Source organism: Streptomyces sp. H27-D2 (genome assembly GCF_035828615.1).
Taxonomy (GTDB): domain Bacteria; phylum Actinomycetota; class Actinomycetes; order Streptomycetales; family Streptomycetaceae; genus Streptomyces.
Window position 1 is genome coordinate 1 of the sequence record NZ_JAYMZR010000017.1, and the last position, 22,835, is coordinate 22,835.

General features: G+C 69.5%; 15 protein-coding genes, 3 pseudogenes and 1 other annotated feature. Of the genes and pseudogenes, 11 read left to right on the forward strand and 7 right to left on the reverse strand.

Translation table 11 applies throughout. The annotated features are described in order from the left end of the window. The coding region (locus tag QMK28_RS09635) for a transposase domain-containing protein (RefSeq protein WP_326436704.1) at nucleotides 1-370 on the reverse strand (370 nt) is incomplete at its 3' end. A gap of 246 nt (nucleotides 371-616) precedes the next feature. On the opposite strand from QMK28_RS09635, the gene QMK28_RS09640 reads away from it, so the two are divergent. After that, nucleotides 617-1,851, forward strand: a protein-coding gene (locus tag QMK28_RS09640) for an IS3 family transposase (protein ID WP_443050612.1) whose coding sequence is annotated in 2 segments (ribosomal slippage) — nucleotides 617-896 and nucleotides 896-1,851 — 1,236 coding nt in all. Because the reading frame shifts where the segments join, the coding sequence is not laid out codon by codon here. Beyond that, nucleotides 895-1,023: a sequence feature (AL1L pseudoknot), on the forward strand. Its footprint overlaps the gene before it by 129 nt. A 101-nt stretch (nucleotides 1,852-1,952) precedes the next feature. On the opposite strand, the gene QMK28_RS09645 is transcribed toward QMK28_RS09640, so the two are convergent. Next, nucleotides 1,953-2,201 (reverse strand): hypothetical protein, encoded by a 249-nt coding sequence (locus QMK28_RS09645; protein WP_326436634.1) that lies wholly within the window; start codon nucleotides 2,199-2,201, stop codon nucleotides 1,953-1,955. A gap of 67 nt (nucleotides 2,202-2,268) precedes the next feature. Here QMK28_RS09645 and QMK28_RS09650 point away from each other — a divergent pair, with 67 nt between their 5' ends. Continuing rightward, complete coding sequence (locus tag QMK28_RS09650; RefSeq protein ID WP_326436635.1) at nucleotides 2,269-2,685, forward strand: hypothetical protein; 417 nt, start codon at nucleotides 2,269-2,271, stop codon at nucleotides 2,683-2,685. A gap of 464 nt (nucleotides 2,686-3,149) precedes the next feature. Here QMK28_RS09650 and QMK28_RS09655 read toward each other — a convergent pair. After that, nucleotides 3,150-3,841, reverse strand: a pseudogene (locus QMK28_RS09655) (transposase). Between the two features lie 576 nt (nucleotides 3,842-4,417). Here QMK28_RS09655 and QMK28_RS09660 point away from each other — a divergent pair. Continuing rightward, complete coding sequence (locus QMK28_RS09660; protein WP_326436636.1) at nucleotides 4,418-5,497, forward strand: AfsR/SARP family transcriptional regulator; 1,080 nt, start codon at nucleotides 4,418-4,420, stop codon at nucleotides 5,495-5,497. Here the strand turns inward: QMK28_RS09660 and QMK28_RS09665 are convergent, their stop codons facing one another. After that, a complete protein-coding gene (locus tag QMK28_RS09665) occupies nucleotides 5,498-6,160 on the reverse strand; it encodes a cutinase family protein (RefSeq protein WP_326436637.1) in 663 nt (220 codons plus the stop codon). 158 nt (nucleotides 6,161-6,318) lie between these two features. Between QMK28_RS09665 and QMK28_RS09670 the strand changes: the two genes are divergently transcribed. After that, complete coding sequence (locus QMK28_RS09670) at nucleotides 6,319-7,986, forward strand: peptidase M23 (RefSeq protein ID WP_326436705.1); 1,668 nt, start codon at nucleotides 6,319-6,321, stop codon at nucleotides 7,984-7,986. Between the two features lie 69 nt (nucleotides 7,987-8,055). Beyond that, a pseudogene (locus QMK28_RS09675) lies at nucleotides 8,056-8,329 on the forward strand (transposase); the annotation flags it as partial. Nucleotides 8,330-8,346: 17 nt separating this feature from the next. Here the strand turns inward: QMK28_RS09675 and QMK28_RS09680 are convergent. Beyond that, nucleotides 8,347-8,580, reverse strand: a pseudogene (locus QMK28_RS09680) (penicillin acylase family protein); the annotation flags it as partial. Nucleotides 8,581-8,815: 235 nt separating this feature from the next. Here QMK28_RS09680 and QMK28_RS09685 point away from each other — a divergent pair. From QMK28_RS09685 to QMK28_RS09705, 5 genes are all read left to right on the forward strand, one after another. Next, entirely contained in the window at nucleotides 8,816-10,339 is a 1,524-nt protein-coding gene (locus QMK28_RS09685) for a peptidoglycan DD-metalloendopeptidase family protein (protein ID WP_326436638.1), read from the forward strand. An 8-nt stretch (nucleotides 10,340-10,347) separates the two neighbouring features. After that, complete coding sequence (locus tag QMK28_RS09690; RefSeq protein WP_326436706.1) at nucleotides 10,348-12,381, forward strand: family 43 glycosylhydrolase; 2,034 nt, start codon at nucleotides 10,348-10,350, stop codon at nucleotides 12,379-12,381. 241 nt (nucleotides 12,382-12,622) lie between these two features. Next, complete coding sequence (locus QMK28_RS09695) at nucleotides 12,623-13,432, forward strand: serine/threonine protein kinase (protein WP_326436639.1); 810 nt, start codon at nucleotides 12,623-12,625, stop codon at nucleotides 13,430-13,432. Next, the gene (locus QMK28_RS09700) at nucleotides 13,429-14,847 is read left to right on the forward strand and encodes a serine/threonine-protein kinase (RefSeq protein WP_326436640.1); all 1,419 of its coding nucleotides are present in this window, start codon (nucleotides 13,429-13,431) and stop codon (nucleotides 14,845-14,847) included. The genes QMK28_RS09695 and QMK28_RS09700 overlap by 4 nt, the downstream gene beginning before the upstream one ends. Before the next feature lie 78 nt (nucleotides 14,848-14,925). Next, nucleotides 14,926-16,353 carry an IS701 family transposase gene (locus QMK28_RS09705; protein WP_326436641.1) on the forward strand — a complete coding sequence of 476 codons (1,428 nt, stop codon included), beginning with the start codon at nucleotides 14,926-14,928 and terminating at the stop codon, nucleotides 16,351-16,353. A gap of 239 nt (nucleotides 16,354-16,592) precedes the next feature. Here the strand turns inward: QMK28_RS09705 and acnA are convergent, their stop codons facing one another. Both acnA and QMK28_RS09715 read right to left on the reverse strand, forming a co-directional pair. Further along, complete coding sequence (gene acnA, locus QMK28_RS09710) at nucleotides 16,593-19,307, reverse strand: aconitate hydratase AcnA (RefSeq protein WP_326436642.1); 2,715 nt, start codon at nucleotides 19,305-19,307, stop codon at nucleotides 16,593-16,595. A 322-nt stretch (nucleotides 19,308-19,629) separates the two neighbouring features. Next, nucleotides 19,630-20,796 (reverse strand): 50S ribosomal protein L11 methyltransferase, encoded by a 1,167-nt coding sequence (locus QMK28_RS09715; RefSeq protein ID WP_443050616.1) that lies wholly within the window; start codon nucleotides 20,794-20,796, stop codon nucleotides 19,630-19,632. Between the two features lie 357 nt (nucleotides 20,797-21,153). Here QMK28_RS09715 and QMK28_RS09720 point away from each other — a divergent pair, with 357 nt between their 5' ends. Further along, nucleotides 21,154-22,683, forward strand: a complete 1,530-nt coding sequence (locus tag QMK28_RS09720) for a UDP-N-acetylglucosamine 1-carboxyvinyltransferase (protein ID WP_326436643.1) — start codon at nucleotides 21,154-21,156, stop codon at nucleotides 22,681-22,683. Nucleotides 22,684-22,835 lie beyond the last annotated feature (152 nt).

Consider the following 22,835-nt stretch of genomic DNA (forward strand, 5'->3'; position numbering starts at 1 on the left):
AGTCCGGGCAGTGCAGCGATGCGCATCCGTCGAAGGCGACGGTGCGCCAGCGCCGATAGCGCAGGCCCGGGGTGCGCGGATCGGCGAGCGGCACCGCGAGGGTGTCGAACAACCGCCTGAGCGGCCGGGGTCCGACCCGGCGGCGGACATCCCGCAGAGCTTTCTCTGAAACCCGTGTCGCACCGGGAAGGCCGCTGGTCAGCATGGACCACACGCGTACGTATCCCAGGTGTGGGAACAACCCGAGTGCCAGGAGGAAGTAGACCCCGACCCGCGATGGCAGCAGTCGCAATCGCTGCTGGACCCGACCGGTATCCGCCAGAACCGCATCGATCAGATCGAACGGGACGTACCTCGTCAGCTCGCCCAGATGGCCGGCGCCGAACGCGTCGGCCGCGAGCTCTGATTCCTCCGGAGCGGACGCGTGCGCGGTGGAATGCTGGAACAGCAAGGGGGCCTCTGAATCTTGAGACGTCTTGGCGGACTCCCGAGGTATAGCAGAGGTCCCACCGCCTCAACTGGCGCTCTCCAGAGCCACTTGACCTGCGCCGATCCGCCTTAACTACGCGGCATTGGGGTTTGATGGAGACATCGAAGACCCGGAAGGATCCCAATCATGGCTGCTCCCCGGAAGTACTCCGACGAACTCCGTGAGCGCGCGACGCGCCTGGCGGTGGAGGCCCGCAAGGACCCCGCCGGCCGGACCGGCGCGGTCAAGCGCATCGCCGACCAGCTCGACGTCCACCCCGAGGCCCTGCGGACCTGGGTCAAGCGGGCCGAGACCGATGAAGGACTGCGTCCCGGAACCACCAGCGAGGACTCCGCCCGGATCGCTGAACTGGAGCGAGAGAACCGCGAGTTGCGGCGAGCCAACTCGATCCTGAAGTCCGCCTCGGCTTTCTTCGCGGCGGAGCTGGACCGTCCACTGCGGTGAAGGTCGCCTACGTCGACCAGCACAAAGAGGAGTTCGGCGTCCAGCCGATCTGCGAGGCCCTGACCGGGACCGATGCCGAGATCGCGCCGAGCACCTACTACGCCGCCCACGCCCGCCCCGAAGCGGTCCGCACTGTGCGGGACCGGGAGCTGACCAAGGAGATCGAAGTGATCCACTGGGACAACTACGGCGTCTACGGCGCACGCAAGATCCACGCCGCACTCCTGCGCGCCGGACGCACAGTGGCCCGCTGCACGGTCGAGCGCCTGATGCGCGCCACCGGCCTGCGCGGCGTATCCAGAGCCAAGAGCCCGCGCACCACCCACCCCGCACCCGAGACCATGCGCCCCGCCGACCTGGTGAAACGGCAGTTCACCGCAGAAGCGCCCAACGTGCTGTGGGTCGCCGACATCACCTACATCAAGACCCACTCCGGCTGGGTGTACGCGGCCTTCGTCATCGACGTGTTCTCGCGGATGGTCGTCGGCTGGCAGGTCGCCACCAGCCTCTACACCGATCTGGCCCTGGACGCCCTGGAGATGGGCATATGGAAACGCCGCCGTACCGGCGGCGACCTGGCTGGCCTGGTCCATCACTCCGACCGCGGCGTACAATATCGAGCCCTGCGTTACACCGAACGCCTCGGACTCGCCGACGCGGTGGCCTCGGTCGGCTCCAAGGGAGATTCATACGATAACGCCCTCGCGGAGGCGTTCAATAGTTTGTTTAAAGCCGAACTGATCCGCAACAAAGGGCCCTGGACCAGCATCAACGACGTCGAGATCGCCGTCGCCGAGTACATCGACTGGTTCAAGCAGCGAAGGCTCCACGGCGAGCTCGGACAGGTTCCGCCCGCCGAGTACGAAGCCCTCAACGCAACGACCGACACCTCACCTGTGCCCCTGAAAACCAGCTAACCCACTGTCCACAAAACCCGGGGCTTGACACTTCCTGCTTGCCCGCCAGTACCGTGCGTCCCTCTGGCCCGACCTCTCCGTGCGATGTCGATCGGTCAGCGTCATGCCAGCTCCTTCTCCCAGTCGAGGAAGTCGGCACCTTCCTCTTCCTGGCGCTGGTAGTCGTCGACGGCCTGACGGTTCGCCGCACGTTCGGCTTCGTTTTCCGGGCCCGGATACGGCTTGAGGCGCCGGCCCCGAAACGGTACGCGGACGGGGCCACCGGCGCGGTCAGCACCGCCAGCTTGCAAAAAGCTCACTGCGATGAAGGCGGAAACATCGCACCCGCTGGCGCGTAATTGCATGTTCACGGCCGGTCACAAGTGGCACGGTGGAAGCTCCTGTTGCTCCCAGTTCGTCCGACGGAGAGGAAGAGTCATGCGCAAGCCCCTGATAGCGATGGGTGTGGCCGTAATGGCGGCCATCGGTTTCGCCGCGCCGGCACAAGCCACCGTGAACACCGTGGACATGCCCTTCAGCATGGCCTACGGCAACAGCACCACATCCGGAACGATCCACTTCACCGACGGGTACACCGCCAGCGTGGCCGGCACCGTCCACGCGGCGAGCGGTGGCCGCCGGGTCTGTGCCTATGGGGTGAACGGCAGCGCGACGTCAGGCCTCATCTGCAGCCCGTACGCGTACGCAGGTGGCCCGAACAAGTCCCTCATCGGATCGCTGAATATCCCGCAGCCGGGCGGCGTCGTGCGCGTCTACATCACGATGTACGACGAGAACAACAGCGCGCTGGCCCAGGAGTTCTGCACCCGCATCGGCTGCACACGGGTGTACTGAGCCCACTGCCTCACCCACCGGCCGCAGCGGACTGCGTAGAGGAAGCCGGCGGTTTCCCGTTGTTGCTGCGTGCTTCCCTCTCCTGCCGCATCAGGTCTCTCCTGAGCTCGTGCCCGGTCCGTATGGCAGGGGCGCTGGCCAGCTTGTAGCTGCCTGACACAGAGCCTTCACCACATCCTGGAACTTGCCGCGTTCTTCTTCGTTCTGTTTCGTCGGCCGATTCTTCAACAGTGAGTTGTGAAGCCGGCAGTGCTGACCGCGAGTTGGACATGCCTGAACAACGACGAAGCTCCTGGCAGACGGGTTCTCGACCAAGATCACCCGTGTCTGCCAGGAGTTTCGCGGGCTTGTCTACCCGTCCTCGAATGATCTGTCCAACCGCACCTTGCGATCCCTGACCGGACGGCTGAAGGCCAGGCGGCGAGAGACCGGGACGCGTTGGCGGCGCCTCTCACTGAGCGTTTTCAGCGTTGCCTCTCCAGTGTGAGGACGGCCTTGGCGATTGACGTCATGCGGTTCGGGCTGCATCGCGATCTTCGGAAAATCCGCCAGGACTTGAGTCGTGTCATACCGCGTTCGACGGGAGCGCGGGACGTGGCCAGTGCCCGGTTGACCGTCCGTTCTGTCGGGGTCAGCTGTCCGCCGGGTGGGCGTCTGCGTCCGGTCGTGCCCAGGAGCCGGCGCCCGTATAGGCACGGTCGGCCAGGACGGGGACGCCCTGGCGTTCACAGATCCGGATGATCCGGTGGGTGCGGGCCGCGGTCAGGTCGTGAAACCGGCCGGGCAAGGCAGGAGAGATCCACAGCACCTGTCCGGCCGGGTCGGTCACGACCTGCACGTTCACGCCGTGGCGACGGTGCTTGTGCGAGTAGTCGGCCTGGCCGTCGCCCACGCGGTCGCACTCGGCGAGTGTCCCGTCGAGCAGCACGTACTGCGGGTCGGTCTCACGCGGGACCTTCAGCAGGGCCGGTGACCGGTCGGCCAGAAGGTCGATGACCGCGGTGGTGTAGGCGTGGGCGGTGCCGACCGATATGCCGAAGCCCGCGGCGATCTGGGCCAGGGTGTCGTGCTTGCGCAGGTAGAGCAGAGCGACGAGCGCGCGCCTGTGCGGCGGAAGTTTGCAGCGGCGGTCATCCTCGCGGGTGACGATGAGCATGGTGACCCACTCGACCAGCGCATGAGGCAGGTCGAGCGCGGCAGGATTAGGGAACCAACGAGGCACCTGCGCTGATGAGTTGGGACGTCGAACATCTCCCTCAACGGCACGGGTGCCTCGTGCGTTGCGGCCTCGCCGCCGTCACCCGACAGAGTCCCTCACAGCTCGATGCGCCCCGCCATTGCCGTGCGAGCAGCCACTCCTACGGCCTGAGCGTGTTCTTGCGCCTCCGGGCTCGAACGACGGCCCGTAATTGATCGCCCGGATGAGGAATCGCCAGACCTGGGTACGGCCTTCGGCTGATTCTGTGCTCCGCAATCCACGGGATACGGATCGGTCGTGTACCCGGAGGCGCAGCAGCCCCCGCGCCGGCCGGGCGTGATGGACAGGTCGTATGGGTATCCGTGCGGGCTCTGCAGTACTTTCGTCCGCCGGCTGCTCGCTTCCATCGAGACGGCACAGGAAACGGTCACGTGTGTCACTCCGGATCGTTCCGGATACCTTGCCCAACACTCCCCCGTCTACCTTGTCGACGGCGCCCGCAAGACCGACGCGTCCGGAGCCCGGGGAGCAGCGATGCCGACGACTGTCACCACCGACCGCCCTACCGCCACCGTGCTCAGGCACCAGGAGCGGCAGGTCCTCTCCGCAGTCGGCTGCGGCCTGCGGGACGACGAGATCGCTGCCGCCCTTGCCATCGCCGAGGACGCCGTGGCCGAGCACCTCGCGCGGATCCTGGTGAAGCTCGGTCTGCGCGACCGGGCCGCCGCCATCGTCCACGCCTTCGACTGCGGTCTGGTCGTCCCCGGACGTGGCCCCCGCACACGGGCGGTGAGACCGGTTGCGCGGACCATTGCCATGCGAGCGGCGGGACCGAAGGTGCACATCTCCCTGCTCGGACCGCTGCAGGCATGGCGGGACGGGCGGCCCCTGCACCTTGGGCATCTGCGCCAGCAAGCCGTCCTGGCGGCCCTTGCGCTGGGCGCGGGGCGTTCCCTCAGTCAGCAGGAACTGCTCGATGACGTATGGGGGATGGAACCGCCGGTCGCGAACGTGGTACCGGTGTACATCTACCGATTACGCAAGGCCCTGCGCATCGGGGGCGGTCCGGGCTCGATCATCGAGCGCGGACCGCGTGGCTACCAGTTGGTCTCCGGCGCGGTCGACGTGGACGTGGCACGCATGGAGGAACTGGCCACCGGCATCGGGAAGGCCGATCGAGCGGGCGAACCACTCGAGGCGGTCCGCCTCAGCGCCCAGGCACTGGAGCTGTTTCGCGACAGGCCCCTGGCCGGTTTGCCCGGGCCCCTCGCCGAACTGGAGCGACTGCGGCTCACCGAGCGCAGGATCGCCATCGTGCAGCGGAAGCTGAAGTGGCAGCTGTACCTGGGCCAGGATGCGGAGGCGATCGCCGAGCTGTTCGCCCTGTCGGCGGCACACCCCCTCAACGAGCCGTTGACCGCGATGCTCATGCAAGCGCTGCACCGAAACGGACGCCAGGCCGACGCCCTGACGGTGTTCGGGCGCGCCCGCCGCCTCCTCGCTGAGGACCTCGGGGTTTCTCCGAGCCGGATACTGCGGCGGGCGCACCAGATGATTCTGAGCGGTGACGAGGCCGATCCGGGCCCCTTGGCCGGGTCCACCACCGGCCCTTGATCACCAGGCGGCGGGGTACCAGGCGCCGTTGTACCACTGCTCGTTGGAGCTGTCGTTGTGGTGATCCATGTTGAAGTCGTTGGGGTAGTTCCTGATGTGGTTGTCCGGGTACGTCCAGATGCCGGCGGACTCGTCGCAGACGTAGTCCCAGTGGCAGATCGTCTTGACCGGTACGTTGCCGAAGAACCTGTCGGCGCCGGCGAGCGGAGCGCCGATGATTCCGCCGAACGGCACGGATCCTCCGTTGGCACCGGGGTCGCCCTGGCGCTTGGGGTCCGCGATGAGAACGGCATTAACGTTGTCGAAGGTTTGCCAGTTCTCGGTGACCCAGGTGTGCACCACCGCGGCCCCCAGGGAGTACCCGCCCATCTTGACGTGCTGGCCCGGGCACGCGAAACGTTGGTCGCGCACCAGCCGGTTCAACTCGTTGACGCCTGCCCGGGCGCTCGCGCCGTTGGGAATCTGGGTGGGGTACCCGACGTGCTGCTGGATGTTGCCGGTGAAGCCGTCGTTGTTCCACGAGCTTCCCGTGCCGCCGACGACGATCGTGTAGGTGCCCTCGCACGGAGCCGCTGCCGCTTGCGCCGTGGACGCCTGTGTCACCGAGAGCCCTGCCGTCAGCAGAAGTCCGGCCGATGCGGCCGCCAGTTTCTTCGTGTGCATTCGATCCTCCTCAAGTGGTCTGTCTGCGCCTGACGACCTTGGCAGTGGCCGATGACATCTCGATGAAACGCCTGGGGCGGCCGATTACACGGGCATTTCATCGGCGCTTTCTACTGTGGGCCGCCCATCGACCGCAGTTCACGACGGAATGGCACATGATGACAAGAAGCGGCTTATACCGCGTATTGACGAGACTGGCTGTGGCAGCAGGTATCTGGGCGTTGGTCATTTCGATGACCGCCTCGGTCGCCGCCGCTGGACCCGGACCGGATCCGAGACCGAAGCCGGGCGACGACCGGTTCGGTGTCTCCCGGTATTTCAGTGGCCCGCAAGGTCTGGCCATTCCGACCGCGCCGTGCGATCCGGCCGGTCCGTCGGCCACCGACGGCGTCATGGCCGACCAGCTCAACCCGCAGCTCAACGCGAAGATGGCTGGCTATCTGAACGCGTACAAGGTGTCCTGCGCGCGCATGGTCACGCAGGCGGTGAAGGACCGGGGGCTCAACCCGAGGGCCGCGGCGATCGCCATCGCCACGATCATCGTGGAATCCAGCATGAACAACTACGCCCAGGCCGTCGACTACACGAGCATCGGGCTGTTCCAGCAGCAGGACTGGTGGGGCAGCCGGGAGCAGCGGCTCGATCCGGCCTACGCCACCAACGCATTTCTTGACGCGATGGAAGGGCTGTACGGGGGCGGCTCGTGGAACGACGCGCCGATCGGTGAGGTGTGCTGGCGTGTGCAGCAGCCGAGAGAGGACCTGCGCTACCTGTACGGGGTCGAGGCGGGCGACGCCACGCTGATCGCCAACGCGTTGTGGTCCGCTACGAGCGTCGGCCCCAAGCACCCGTACGCCTCTGGTCGGGTTGTGTCCGGGCGGTCCGCGGACGGACGTCTTGAGGCTTTCGCCGCCGGCGCCGACGGTGTGTATCACGCGTGGCAGACTTCGGCGAACGGCGCTTGGTCGTCTTGGCAGTTCGCGGGTGGTCCGCGCAACGCCCAGCTGGCGGTGGCGTCCAACGCGGACGGACGGCTTGAGGTGTTCGCGCTGTCGGATAGTACGTTCGACCATATGTGGCAGACCGGGCCCAGTGCCGGGTGGTCGGCCTGGGAGAACTTCGGCACCGGGGGGCACCGACTGGCGGCGGGCAACAACGCCGACGGCCGCATCGAAGTGTTCGCCTCCAACGCCGACGGAGTCTTCCACCGCTGGCAGACCGCGCCCAGCGGCGCCTGGGCCGGCTGGGAGGGCACCAACGGCGGCCCGGCCAACGCGCGTCTCGCCATGGAGAACACCCCTGACGGGCGACTGGAGGTCTTCGCGCTGTCCGACTCGACGTTCGAGCACCTGTACCAGTCCGGTGTCAACGGTGGGTGGTCGGCCTGGGAGAACTTCGGCACCGGTGGACGCGCGGTTGCCGCGAGCTACAACCAGGACGGCAGGCTCGAGGTGTTCGCCTCCAACGCCGACGGTGTGTTCCATCGCTGGCAGACCAGCCCGACCTCGTGGTCGGCGTGGACCGGCACCGGCGGGGACCCCAACGCCGAGATGGCCACGTCGCGGTCGGTCGACGGGCGGGTCGAGGTGTTCGCGATCAACGCCACGACCGCGAGCCATGCTTGGCAGACCGGTCCGAACGCGGCATTCTCGCAGTGGGAGAACTTCGGTGGCGGTGGCACGTCGATCGGTGCGAGCAACAACGCCGACGGTCGCATCGAGGTGTTCGGTACCAGCCAGGCCGGCGTCTATCACCGATGGCAGACCGGCTTCACCACCTGGTCGGAATGGGGCTGGCTGAACGATTCCGGCCCCGCGATCCTCTAGAAGACCGATGAAGATGTTGGGTTCTGGCCCTGCCGCGCGAGCGGCGGGGCCAGACTCGTTTTCGTGGCAATGGGCGAATGGGGCGGGGAGACCGTCGGACCGGATGTGTGGGAGACCTGCCGGGATCTGATCCCGGCAGGAAGCGTGTTCGCGTTCCTGGCCGAGCACCGTGGTGCGCTGTTCCCGGCGGCGATGTTCGCGGACCTGTATCCCTCGGCGAACGGCCGCCCCAGCATGCCGCCGCAGATCCTCGCGGCAGCGGTCACCCTTGCAGGCGCTGCAGGGACTTTCGGACTTCGAGGCGGTCCAGGAACTGCGGTGCGACCTGCGGTGGAAGGCCGCATTGGCGTCGGCCAGGGTGCAGATGTTGTCCTTGGCCGCCGCGTATCCATAGCCCGTTCCCAGCCCCTCCCAGTTCGAGGCGGTGATGTGCGGGATGCCGTACTCGGTGTAGCGGATCGTCGGCTTGTCCGGCCCCACTCCGGCGGCGGCCGCCCCGGTGGCCGTCGACCCGGTGGCCGCCAGCGTGCTCATCAGCGCCACCGCGGCCATGGCCGCCATCGGCAGCCTCGCTCTGGATCTCCTCCGTGCCATCGCGGTCCTTCCCTTGTCGCACGGGCCGTCGTCTGAACACGGCCACGCTAAGGAGGAGCGACGAAATCTCGGTGACCAGCGACCACGGGCCCCTAGCCGACGCGCTCGCGCCTGTCAGTCCGTAACCTTCCGGGGTCTTCCGGGCCCGCCCTGTTGCTAGCTTCCCTACCGTCCGTCCGCACGGCCCCGACCACCCATCCCACTCACCCCGAGACTGCCAAGGGGAGGAGGACTCGTGCTTCCAAGGCTTTCCAGACGCGCACTGACCTGGGTTCTCGCGGCGACAGCCGCCCTGCTGCTGCCGACGCTGCTGCTGCTGCCCGCGACTCCAGCGGCGGCCGCCCGGACCGCCGCCGCGGCCTGCCCAACCACCGGATTCGTCTCCCAGCACTTCCACAGCGGTCACAACGGCGTCGACATCGCCAACGTCGTCGGGACGCCGATCTACGCCGTGGGGGACGGCGAGGTGACCATCTCCGGGTACACCGGCGACTACGGCCAGTGGATCCGGGTCCTGCACCCCGACGGGAAAATTTCCGAGTACGGGCACATGGTCCGGCGGGACGTCTCCGTCGGCGACCGCGTCGTGGCCGGCCAGCAGATCGCCCTGATGGGCGCCGAGGGCAACTCCACCGGCCCACACCTCCATCTGCGGATCTGGGGCGACCCGTCCACCTCCTACGGCATCGATCCCGAGATCTACCTCGCGGAGCGCGGCGTGGTGCTGCCCTGCACCCCGGGCAGCGGACCGCAGCCCGAACCGCTCGTGTATCCGGCGGAGTCGGGGCGGGTCGTGTCGGCGCGAGGGGCCGACGGGCGCCTGGAGCTGTTCGCCGCCGCAGGCGATGGCATCCACCACGCCTGGCAGCAGGAGGTCAACGGCAACTGGTCGGAGTGGGAAACGCTCGGCGGGCCCGCCAACGCCGAACTCGCCCTGGCGCCGAACGCCGACGGCCGCCTGGAGTTGCTCGCCGTCAACGGCAACACCTTCCAGCACCGCTGGCAACTGAGCGCCTCCGGCAGTTGGTCAGGATGGGAGACCTTCGGCGAGGGAGGCCGGGACACCGCAGCCGGTGTCAACGCCGACGGCCGTATCGAGGTCTACGCGTCGGGCCCAGCAGGGCTCTTCCACCGGTATCAAGTCGCCCCGAACAGCGGCTGGTCGCCATGGGAGCCCGCCGGCGGCCCCGCCGGCAGCCGGGTGGAGATGGGCAAGGCGCCCGACGGCCGTCTGGAGGTCTTCGCGCTCAACGGCACGACCTTCCAGCACCGGTACCAGACCGCCCCCAACGGCGGCTGGTCCGCGTGGGACTCATTCGGCGAGGGCGGCCACGACCTGACGGTCGACCACAACGCCGACGGCCGCCTGGAGGTCTTCGCCTCCGGCCCGGTCGGAGTCTTCCACAAGTACCAGACCGGCCCCACGAGTTGGTCCGAGTGGGAGTCCACGGGCGGCCCCGCCGACTCGCAGCTCACCAGCGAACGCACCCCCGACGGCCGCGTCGAAGTCTTCGCCATGAACAACACCACAGCCGTGCACACCTGGCAGACCGCCATGAACGCCCCCTACAGCGACTGGGCGGCCTTCGGCACCGGCGGTACCGAGGTCACCGCCGCCACCAACGCCGACGGCCGCATCGAGGTCTTCGGTACCAGCCACGCCGGTACCTTCCACAAATGGCAGACCGGCTTCGCCACCTGGTCGGAGTGGCTCTGGCTCAACAACTCCGCCGGCCCGGCCGTCGACTGGTCCCGGTGAAGGAATTCATGCTTCCGCTCAGCAGACGGAGCCTGCTGCGCGGTGCGGCCGGTGTCGGCGCCCTGCCCTTCCTGGGCGCCGGCCCCGCGCTCGCCGCCGCGAGCCCCGAGGACGCCCCGCCCTCTCAGTGGGTCGGTGCGGGACCTTTCACATATGTCTACGACCCGTCCACCTCCGCAGGCCCCCGATACCTCAACGATCACACGCTGATCAAGGCCCGGGGCCGCTGGCACCTGTTCGGGATTGTCGGCAACAGCGCGCCGCGCGGTGAATCTCCCAACAGCGCGGCGGAGATCTCCTTCGCCCACGCCTCCGCGCCGGCCCCGCACGGACCGTGGACCGGCCACCCCGACGCGCTCAGAGTCGACCCGTCGTATTTCGGCGAGGAGCACCTGTGGGCACCTCACCTCGTCGAGGCATACGGCAGGTTCTGGATGTTCTACGCCGCAGGCGGCGCGAGCGGGGCGGCAATCAACCTCTCCACGTCGACCGACCTGTTCACCTGGACCCGCGAACCGTCCGGCCCACTGTTCCGGGGGCTCGCGGCGCGTGACCCGATGGTGCTGCGCATCGGCAGCGAGTGGGTCATGTACTACACCGAACTCTCCGGCCCGGGCGGCCATCATGTCGTGGCCCACCGGCGTTCCGCCGATCTGCTGCACTGGGACGAGCCCGGCGTCGCGTTCACCGACGCGAGCACGGACGCGACCGTCTCGGTCACCGAGTCGCCGTGCGTCGTCGAACGAGACGGCTGGTACTACCTGTTCATCGGGCCGCGCAACGGCTACGAGGGCACCGACGTCCTCGCGTCGACCGACCCGTTCCATTTCGAGCTCGCCGGATATGCGGGGCATGTGCCCGGTCACGCCGTGGAGGTGGTCCGCGACGGGGAGACCTGGTTTGCCGGCGCCGCGGGCTGGTTCCGCAACGGGCTGTACGTGGCGCCCCTGTCCTGGCAGGACACGCCACCGCCGTGGCAGAGCCCCGACAACCCGGTGGCCGGCCTCGACGTGGACGGCCGCCTGACGGTGTTCGCACTCGACGCCACCGACCACGCGATGCTGCGGCGCGTCCAGCTCGATCCGCACACCGACAGGTGGTCGGACTGGGAGCCCTTCGGAGGGCCGGCCGGTGCGGTTCCCACGCTCGGACGCACCACCGACGGCCGGCTGGAGGTGCTCTCGCTCGCCCCGGGCGGCGCCAACCTGCACCACCGGGCGCAGCGGCCGGACGGCGGCTGGCACGACTGGGAGGAATTCGGCGGCCCGGCGGGCGCCGCCCCCGCCGTCGCCCGTGACGCCCGCGGCCGGCTGGAGGTCTTCGCCCTGAGCCCCGGCGGCGTCTCCGTCGCCCGGCGACGGCAGCAGTCGGCCGGGTCCGCGGCCTGGGACCCGTGGGAGTCCGGATTCGGCGGGGCGGCGGGCGCGCCGCCGGTTGTCGCGTCGAATGCCGACGGCCGGCTGGAGGTGTTCGCCCTCTCCCCCGGTGGCGCGGGCGTCGGCCACCGGTGGCAGGAGACCCCCGGCGGCCCCTGGACCGCGTCATGGCACCGATTCGGCACCGCGGCAGGCGCCGCTCCCCGGGTGGCCCGGGACGGCAGCGGCCGGCTCTCCGTCGCCGCGATCGGACCCTCGGGCGTGGGAACCTTCGTCCGGCGGCAGGCCGTGCCGAGCGGCGGCTGGGACGCGTGGCTGCCGCTGTTCGGCTGGAGCGCCGCCGCCCCGGCGTTCGCCGTGAACGCCGACGGCCGGCTGGAGGCGTTCTCCCTGTCGCCCGGCGGAGCGCGACTCGGCCACCGCTGGCAGGTCGCTCCTGGCGGGGCCACGCATCCCGGCGGGGAGTTCGGCGAAAGCGGCATCCGGCTCGTCGCCACGCCCACCGCGGCCCTCGACGCCGCCGGGCGCCTGCATGTCTTCGCCATCACCGTCGCGAGCCGAATGCGGACCCGCGTCCAGGACCGGCCGGGCGGCGGGTGGCAGCCGTGGACGGCCTTCGGGGATCACACGTTCGCGCCCCTCGTATCGGGCAGCCCCGCTCTCTGAGCGGAGCGTGCGGATCTCGCATGTGAACCGGGCTTCGGTGCTCCGTTCGCACCGCCTCTCCCGGCCAGGCTCCCGCCCTCCCCTTACGGTCCCTCTCCCCCTGCGCACGGTCCGGAACGAGACATCCACAGCCCCCGGTGGCCAGTTCCGGCGACGTCGCCGAAGTAACGCCGGTGAACTCCCCCGAGAGATGAGTATCGTTCCGCTCGTCAGACAAGCGACGCAGGGAACGGGGGGCGCGGTGAGCGGCGTAGTCATCCATCTGCCGCAGGGAAGCGGTGGCGCCGTCGGCGGCGAACTGCACGGTGACGCGGTGACGTTACGGCTGGGGCCCGGCGAGGTCGCCCGCTTCGGACGGGGCTCCACGACGATCCCCGTCGAGCTGCGCCTCGACGACCCGGCAATCTCCCGGCTCGCCGGGGAGATTCGTGTGACCGACGACCACTGGCAGCTGACGAACCACAGCGCCACCCACAGCTACCTCGTGGAGAACCCGGAGGGAGCGGGGGAATACCTGAGGGTTCCCCCACGGCGGGTCGGGGCGCCGATCCCGTTCGAGTTCTCGCGCGTCGTGCTGCCCACGCGCGGTGACGTCACCACCTCCTTCCAGGTGTTCGCTCCCGACCACCTCTATCTGGACCCGGAAGCCATGGGCGCCCCCTGGGGCAGCAGCACGGTCACCGCGTACTCCCTGAACGAGGCGGCCACGTACTTCCTCGTCCTGCTCGCGCTGTGCGAACCGCGCCTGCGCGACCAGTCGCGCGTGGCGGTCCCCACCACGCCCCAGATCGTCGAGCGCCTCAGGGGACACCTCGCCTGTGGCGAACTGACCGCGCGGGCAGTCAGCTCGCACATCGACTACCTCGCCGAGGAGAAGCTGCGTCTCGGCGTCCCGGATGCCCACGAGCCCGGCAAGGGTGACCGCCGCAACGGCAAGCGGGAGGAGATCGTCGGACTGGCGCTGCGGTTCGGGCTCATACGCGAGGAGCACCTCACGTTGTTACCGCCCCTGGCAGGGGCCGGCGGGCGCAATCGGCAGACCGCACGATGAGACCGCCGCACGGCCTGGGGGCCACCACCGAATGCGACCGGACGGACCTGCTCCCACCCGGCTGTCGGGTCGGGGACTGGGTGGTCACCCAACTGATCGGCTACGGGGGCTGGTCCACGGTCTACGCGGCGCAACCGGCCGACAAACACCCGGATCCGACCGGCACGGCCGCCACACCACCGGGCCCCACCGACGTCGCACTCAAGATCATGCCAACGGCCGGGCTCGCACCACGCCAGGCTCGCAGGATCGTGGAGTCCGCCCACCGCGAAGTCGAACTCGGGCGCAGGGCCGGGCATCCCCGGCTGATCGGCCTCCTGAAGTCGTTCGTTCTCACCGCACCCGACCGCCCCTCCCTGGAGGGCGCGATCGTGCTGGTCATGGAACGGGCCGCCGGCAGTCTGCGGGAACTGCTCGACGCCGGGATACCCGAGGCCGATCGCGGCCGGCTGATCGCGGGCATCTGCGAGGGACTCGCCCACCTCCACCGCTCGGGCTGGGTCCACGCCGACCTCAAGCCGGAAAATGTCCTGCTGGGCACGGACCACTCCGTCAAACTCTCGGACTTCGGGCTCGCCACCGAACTGACGGGCACACACGGGTACGCGCCCCCCATGGGCACCCTGGACTACTTCCCGCCCGAGCGCTGGAGAGCGCCCCTCGGCGAACTCGGCGTACGCATCCGGCCGACCGCGGACATCTGGGCGCTGGGCATCGTCATCCACGAGGTGTTCGCATCCGGCGGCTCACCGTTCGCCGGGGCCACATCCGCGGCTCGCGGCGCCGCGGTCCAGGAGTACGGCCAGGGGCGTGCGCCGCTGCGCATGGACCACGCCGTGCCGCCGTTCTGGCGCGCGCTGGCCGCCGACTGCCTCGCCCCGACCCACGAGGCCCGCGCCCCCCACACCGCCGACAGCCTGCTCGCCCGCATCGCCGCTCACCAGGAGACACCCGTGGCGGGGGCGGGACGACCGGGCGGCTGGGTGCGCGCCGCCGTCCTGGCCACAGCGCTCTGCGGGATCGTCGGCGCGACCCTGTGCTCGGACGCGGTACGAGCGACCTCGGCCGCGCCGCCCGGCCGTGCGCACACCATGACGCCCGGCACGATCCGGGTGCACAACGCAGAGCAGAGCTGCCGGGAGCGGGTCGACCGGGCCCCGCGGTGCAGCCTGGGTCTGGCGATCGACCCCATGCGGCCCTACACCGCGCAGAACGTCGTACCCACCAGGGTGTGGCACGGCGACGTTCTCACCGCCGACTGCCAGGTACCCGATGGGGAACCCATCATCGACGAGACGGACCGGCGGTCCACCCACTGGTTCCGCATCCGCCTCCCGGCCGGAGCCAGGCCCCCCACGGCCTGGCTCCCCGCCGTACGCGCCACGGAACGCCCGGCGCTGCCAGAGTGTCTCTAGCGGTGGTTTGTTGACGGCGGGTCAGGGCCGTAGTAGGCCGGTAGCAGAGGAACGTCGCCTCGCCGCCTGGGGGCTGTGATGACCCGCCGTGTGCCGTGTCCGCCCGCTCCGGGCCCGCTGGAAGCCTACGCCGCACGCTTCGATGACCTGTTCTCCACGCTGGCACAGCGCCGCGGGTTCCGCGAGTACCTCGCGGGGCTGCTGCTGCCGCGGGACCGCAACAAGACGCTGACCTGCCTGGCCGGCACCGAACCCATCGTGGGTGCCCAGCATGCTGCGGTGCAGCGGCTGCAGTTCTTCCTGTCCGAGTCGACGTGGGACCACGAGCAGGTCAACGCCCGCAGGGTGGCACTGCTGTTGGCCGATCCCGCGACCGCGCCGCACCCTGGCGGGGTGCTGGTGATCGACGACTCGGGAGACCGCAAGGACGGAAAAGCGACCGCGCACATCGGCCGGCAGTGGCTGGGCCGGCTGGGCAAGACCGACAACGGCATCGTCACCGTGACCATCTGCTGGGCCGACGAGAACCTCTACTACCCGCTGCACGCCGTGCCCTACAGCCCCGCCCATCACTTCCCCCGGGGCAAGAGCGACCCCGATTTCCGCACCAAGCTGCAGATCGCCGCCGAACTGGCCCGCACAGCCAAGGCCGCCGGAGCGGCCTTCCGAGCCGTGGCCGCCGACTGCGCCTACGGCGACCAGGACGGATTCCGTAGACAACTCGCCGCGGCGGGACTGCCGTTCGTCATGGCCCTCAAGCCGAGCCACGGTACCTGGTCCTACGGCAAGGACGCCTACACCCCCGCCGACGCCGCCGGTGCCCTGACCTGGACGGACCCCGAGCACCCAGGCGACTGGACCGCCGTCGAGCGGACCTTCCGCGACGGACACACCGAGACCTGGTGGGCCGCCGACGCCCACCTCGGCTGGTGGGGGCCCGACGGAAACGTCCGCCTGGTCGTGGCCACAGCGGACCCGGACACACTGCCCGCGCAGGCCACCTGGTACCTGGCCACCGATCTGCCCCGCCCCGGCGGCCCCCGCGAGGCCGACAGCCCCGAACCCGCCGCCGACCTGCACGAAGTCGTACGGATCTACGGCATCCGGCACTGGACCGAGCAGAGCTACAAGCAGGTCAAGGACGAACTCGGGTGGGCCGACTTCCAGGTCCGTTCCGACATCGCGATCCGCCGCCACCAGACCCTGGTCACCTGCGCATTCTCGTTCTGCTGGGACACCTGGTTCGCCCGGCCCCCAGACCGTGAGCCCGTCATCGTCCCAGCGGTCCCACCGACTGCCACGCCGACAGCGGGGCCGGCTGAGAGGGGGCCCAAGCGGAACCCACCAGCCCCATCCGGCCAGCTGGCCCAAGGCGATCCGCGCCGTCCGGGCCTGGCTCGACCCCTGGACCACCCTCCAACGTTGCTGGCGAGCCTGGACGAACGCACCCCCGCCACCCGAACTCCAAGCCCTGATCGACGCCGTCGGCGCAGGCCACCCACTTGATCTCTACGCCCCGGTCTAACAAACCACCGCTAGCGGCGCTCGTTCGCCACACGCTCGCAAGGACAGAAGAACCCCGCACCTGGTACCAGGTGCGGGGTTCTTCGTCGTCGTAGGATGCGCAGCTCCGCTCCGGGAACAGATCGCGTGCGATCCTGCTCGCAGGCGCGTATTCCGCCCCGTCGAGCGCGAGTGCCCCGCCCCGCGCGAGATGCAGGGGCAGGGCGCTCGTTCACATCAGGTCAAGAACCGGCAAGTTGGCGCAGCACGTAGTGCAGGATGCCGCCGTTGCGGTAGTAGTCCGCCTCGCCGGGGGTGTCGATGCGCAGCTTCGCGTCGAACTCCACGCCGGTGTCCGTCGTCACCTTGAGGGTGTCGGGGATGCCGCCGTCGTTGAGGCCGGTGACGCCCGCGATGGAGAAGCTCTCCTCGCCGGTGAGGCCCAGCGCGAGCGCGGTGGCGCCTTCCGGGTACTGGAGCGGGAGGACGCCCATGCCGATGAGGTTCGAGCGGTGGATGCGCTCGTAGGACTCGGCGATGACGGCCTTGACGCCGAGCAGCGCGGTGCCCTTGGCGGCCCAGTCGCGGGAGGAGCCGGAGCCGTACTCCTTGCCGGCCAGGATGACCAGCGGGGTGCCGGCCGCCTGGTAGTTCTGCGCGGCGTCGTAGATGTACGAGACCGGGCCGCCCTCGACGGTGAAGTCGCGGGTGAAGCCGCCCTCGGTGCCGGGCGCGATCTGGTTGCGCAGCCGGATATTGGCGAAGGTGCCGCGGATCATGACCTCGTGGTTGCCGCGGCGGGAGCCGTACGAGTTGAAGTCGCGACGCTCGATGCCGTGCTCGGTGAGGTACGTGCCGGCCGGGGTGTCGGCCTTGATCGCGCCGGCCGGGGAGATGTGGTCGGTGGTGACCGAGTCGCCCAGCTTGGCGAGCACCCGGGCGTCGGCGACGTCGGAGACCGGGGTGGTCTCCATCGTCATGCCCTCGAAGTACGGGGGCTTGCGGACGTAGGTGGACTCGCTGTCCCACTCGAAGGTGTTGCCGGTCGGGATCTCCAGCGCCTGCCACTGCGCGTCGCCCGCGAAGACGTCGGCGTAGTCCTTGGTGAACATCTCCTGGCCGATGGCGGAGGCGACGACCGTCTCCACCTCCAGCTCGGTGGGCCAGATGTCCTTGAGGTAGACCGGGTTGCCCTCGGTGTCGATGCCGAGCGCCTCGGTGGTGATGTCCAGCTTCATGGTGCCGGCGATCGCGTACGCGACGACCAGCGGCGGGGACATCAGGTAGTTCATCTTGACGTCCGGGTTGATCCGGCCCTCGAAGTTCCGGTTGCCGGAGAGGACGGAGACCACGGCGAGGTCGTGCTCGTTGATCGCCTGCGAGACCTCCTCGTCCAGCGGGCCGGAGTTGCCGATGCAGGTGGTGCAGCCGTAGCCGACGAGGTTGAAGCCCAGCTTGTCGAGGTACGGGGTGAGCCCCGCGCGGTCGTAGTAGTCCATGACGACCTTGGACCCGGGGGCCAGGGTGGTCTTGACCCACGGCTTGCGGGTGAGGCCCTTCTCGACCGCCTTCTTGGCCAGCAGCGCCGCCGCGACCATGACGTACGGGTTCGAGGTGTTGGTGCACGAGGTGATCGCGGCGACGGCGACGGCGCCGTGGTCGATCTCGTACGTCTGGCCGCCGGGGGTGGTCACCGTGGTGGGCCGGGTCGGCACGCCGTTGGTGCAGGCCGGGGCGTCGGAGGCCGGGAAGGACTCCTTGCCGGCCTCCTCGTCGTCGGAGACGTAGTTGCGTACGTCCTCGGCGAACTTGGCCTTGGCGTTGGTCAGCACGATGCGGTCCTGCGGGCGCTTCGGGCCGGCGATGGACGGGACGATCGTGGAGAGGTCGAGCTCCAGCTTCTCGGAGAAGTCGGGCTCGGCTTCCGGGTCGAGCCAGAGGCCCTGCTCCTTGGCGTACGCCTCGACCAGCGCGAGCTGCTGCTCCGGGCGGCCGGTGAGCTTGAGGTAGTTGATCGTCTCGGCGTCGATCGGGAAAATCGCCGCGGTGGAGCCGAACTCCGGCGACATGTTGCCGATGGTGGCGCGGTTGGCGAGCGGCACGGCGCCGACGCCCTGGCCGTAGAACTCGACGAACTTGCCGACGACGCCGTGCTTGCGCAGCATCTCGGTGATCGTGAGCACCAGGTCGGTGGCGGTGGTGCCGGCCGGCAGCTCGCCGGTCAGCTTGAAGCCGACGACGCGCGGGATGAGCATGGAGACCGGCTGGCCGAGCATCGCGGCCTCGGCCTCGATGCCGCCGACGCCCCAGCCCAGCACGCCCAGGCCGTTGACCATGGTGGTGTGCGAGTCGGTGCCGACGAGGGTGTCGGGGTACGCCTGGCCGCCTCGGACCATGACGGTGCGGGCCAGGTGCTCGATGTTGACCTGGTGGACGATGCCGGTGCCCGGCGGGACGACCTTGAACTCGTCGAAGGCGGTCTGGCCCCAGCGCAGGAACTGGTAGCGCTCCTTGTTGCGGCCGTACTCCAGCTCGACGTTCTGCGCGAACGCGTCCTTGGTGCCGAACTTGTCGGCGATCACCGAGTGGTCGATGACCAGCTCGGCGGGGGCGAGCGGGTTGATCCGGTCCGGGTCGCCGCCCAGCTCCTTCACGGCCTCACGCATGGTGGCGAGGTCGACCACGCAGGGCACGCCCGTGAAGTCCTGCATGATCACGCGGGCCGGCGTGAACTGGATCTCCTTGCTGGGCTGGGCGTCCGCGTCCCAGTTCCCGATGGCCCGGATGTGGTCGGCGGTGATGTTCGCGCCGTCCTCGGTGCGGAGCAGGTTCTCCAGCAGAATCTTCAAGCTGTAGGGAAGGCGCGCGGCGCCCTCGACCTTGTCCAGCTTGAAGATCTCGTACGACTCGTCGCCCACGCGCAGTGTGCTGCGGGCGTCGAAGCTGTTCGCCGACACGACAGTCTCCTTCATGCATGAATTTCGCGCGTACCACCGCGATCCTGCCGTCACAGGTCCCTGACGATCCGCTAAGGTGTGGCTTAGTTAGGTAACCCTCACCTGGGGCGGCCGCGGTACGCCTTGGCAATTTATCTCGATGTCGAGATAACTCTAGTACATCACTGGGGCACGGTCATGAACCGGCCCGGCCGTACGCTGCCATCCGGTCGAGGCCGGGGTCGCGCATCCGGGTCCGGGCGGGCCTGTCGCCCGGACCGCGCATACGGCCCGCATCCGGCCCGTACAGATCTTCTGCCCGGCCCGCCGCGCCGTACGCCCGTCAGCGGACTCCGAGCCGCCACAGGGACGTCACTTCCGCGGCGCGCGCGACATGCAGCGGGTCACTCTCGTCGAAGACCCGACGGTGGGTCGGCTGGATGTCGGCGCGGCCCAGGACCGTCAGCCCCGCCGCGTCGATGGCGGCCAGCAGTTCCTCGCGAGTGCGCAGGCCGAGGTGCTCGGCGAGGTCGGAGAGCAACAGCCAGCCTTCGCCGCCCGGCTCCAGGTGCTCCGCGAGGCCGTCGAGGAAGCCGAGCAGCATGCGGCTGCCCGGGTCGTAGACCGCGTGATCGACGGGCGTGGCGGGCCGCGCCGGCACCCAGGGCGGGTTGCACACCACGAGCGGGGCGCGTCCCAGCGGGAAGAGGTCCGTGCGCAGCACGCTCACCCGGTCCGTCAGCCCCAGCCGGGCGAGGTTCTCGCCCGCGCAGTCCACCGCGCGCTGGTCCAGGTCGGTGGCGACGACGTGCTTGACGCCCCGGCCTGCCAGCACGGCGGCCAGGATGCCGGTACCGGTGCCGATGTCGAAGGCCGAGACCAGCGAGGGCAGCGCCGCCTCCGCCACCAGGTCCACGTATTCGCTGCGCACCGGCGAGAAGACGCCGTAGTGCGGATGGATGCGGTCGCCGAGCGACGCGATCTCCACGCCCTTCCTGCGCCACTCGTGCGCGCCGATCAGGCCCAGCAGCTCGCGCAGCGAGGCGATCGACGGCTCGTCCGCCGGTCCGTACGCCTCCGCGCAGGCCAGCCGGACGTCGGGCGCCCGGCGCAGCTCCACGGCGTGGTCGGGCCCGAGCGGCACCAGCAGCATTCCCAGGGTGCGGGCGCGCAGGTTCTGCGCCTGGCGGTGCCGGTGGAAGGCGACGGCCGACGGGGTCGGCTCGGTGGCCGGGGCGTCCGTGGCGGCGGCCGGTCCGGGCTTGGGGTTGGAGCGGCGCGGCTTGCGGTCGATGCGGCGGGCCATCGCCTGGAGCAGCTGGCGCGCGTTGTGGAAATCGCCGCGCCAGAGCATCGCGGTGCCCTCGCAGGCCATGCGGTACGCGGCGTCCGCCGTCGTCTCGTCGTCGGCGATCACCACGCGCTTGGGCGCCGGTGCGCCGCTCTCCGAACGCCAGCGGGCGGAGCGGTCCTCACCCGCCTCGGTCCAGCGAACGACCTGCGTATTCACGATGGGGACTCCCGAAGCCGGACGAATGCGGGCCGGAGCGTCCGCTCCTCGCATCTTCGCATCCTCGGCCGGGTTCGCCGAAAACGGGCGGTTTGAGGGGACGGGGGCTGGGCGGGCGCGGGCCTGGGCGTGGCGCGGGCCTGGGCGTGGCGCGGGCGCGGGCCGCCCCACCCCGCTACCAGCGCACGGCGAGGAAATGTGACGGATGGCGGCCGAGAATTCCCGGCGGTGCGCCGCGAGGCCCGAAGCGAGAGCCGCAGCAGAGGCCGCGACAAGGCCGAAGCCACGACCAAAAGCAACGTGCCCCCTCGGCACGTCGCTCGTCTCTCATCTCAAATATGAGATAACCTCGCCTCTATGACAGACGACTACCTCGCACGCATCGGCAAGCTCATCCGCGACGCCCGGCAGCACCGTGGCTGGACGCAGACCCAGCTCGCGGAAGCGCTGAATACCAGCCAGAGCGCGGTGAACCGCATCGAGCGAGGTAATCAGAACATCAGCCTTGAGATGATCGCTCGAATCGGTGAGGCCCTGGACAGTGAAATCGTCTCGCTCGGCTACGCGGGCCCGATGCACCTGCGCGTCGTCGGCGGCAGGCAGCTGTCCGGCAGCATCGCGGTGAAGACGAGCAAGAACGCGTGCGTGGCGCTGCTCTGCGCCTCGCTGCTCAACGCCGGGCGCACGACGCTGCGCCGGGTCGCCCGGATCGAGGAGGTCTACCGGATTCTGGAGGTGCTGAACAGCATCGGCGTCCGGACCCGCTGGATCAACGACGGCAACGACCTGGAAATCGTGCCGCCGGCCAAGCTCGACCTGGACGCGATCAACGACGAGGCCGCCCGGCGGACCCGCAGCGTCATCATGTTCCTCGGCCCGCTGCTGCACCGGATGGACCAGTTCAAGCTCCCGTACGCGGGCGGCTGCGACCTCGGCACCCGGACCGTGCAGCCGCACATGAGCGCGCTGCGGCACTTCGGCCTCGACGTCACGGCGACGGACGGCACGTACCACGCCGAGGTGGACCGTACGGTCTCCCCCGACCGCCCGATCGTGCTGACCGAGCGCGGCGACACCGTCACCGAGAACGCGCTGCTGGCGGCGGCCCGGCACGAGGGCGTCTCGGTGATCCGCAACGCCAGCTCCAACTACATGGTCCAGGATCTCTGCTTCTACCTGGAGGAGCTGGGGGTCAGGGTCGAGGGCGTCGGGACGACCACCCTCACCGTGCACGGCGTCGCGCGCATCGACCGGGACGTGGACTACGCCCCGTCCGAGGACCCGGTCGAGGCGATGAGCCTGCTCGCCGCCGCCGTGATCACCTCCTCCGAGCTGACGATCCGCCGGGTGCCGATCGAGTTCATGGAGATCGAACTCGCGGTGCTGGAGGAGATGGGCCTCGACCACGAGCGCACCGCCGAATACCCGGCGGACAACGGCCGCACCCGGCTGATCGACCTGACCGTGCGCCCCTCGAAGCTGAGCGCGCCGCTCGACAAGATCCACCCGATGCCGTTCCCCGGCCTCAACATCGACAACGTCCCCTTCTTCGCCGCCATCGCGGCGAGCGCGCAGGGCTCGACCCTGATCCACGACTGGGTCTACGACAACCGCGCCATCTACCTCACCGACCTCAACCGCCTCGGCGCGGGCGTCAAGCTGCTCGACCCGCACCGGGTCCTGGTCGAGGGCCCGACCCGCTGGCGCTCGGCGGAGATGATGTGCCCGCCCGCGCTGCGGCCCGCGGTGGTGGTGCTGCTGGCGATGATGGCGGCCGAGGGCACGTCGGTGCTGCGCAACGTGTATGTGATCAACCGGGGTTACGAGGATCTGGCGGAGCGGCTCAACTCGATCGGCGCGCAGATCGAGATCTTTCGCGACATTTAAGCCGAGCGCGACCTGATGGCCTCTCTGATCAGGCAAAATGACCGTTCAGAGAGGCCCTTGTAGTGTGGAGCGGGACGTGCGCCAAGCCTCCGACAGGGCACCGCGGATTGCTGTCCACCCACCGGTGGCCAGGGCCGCCGGCCTACGCGGCT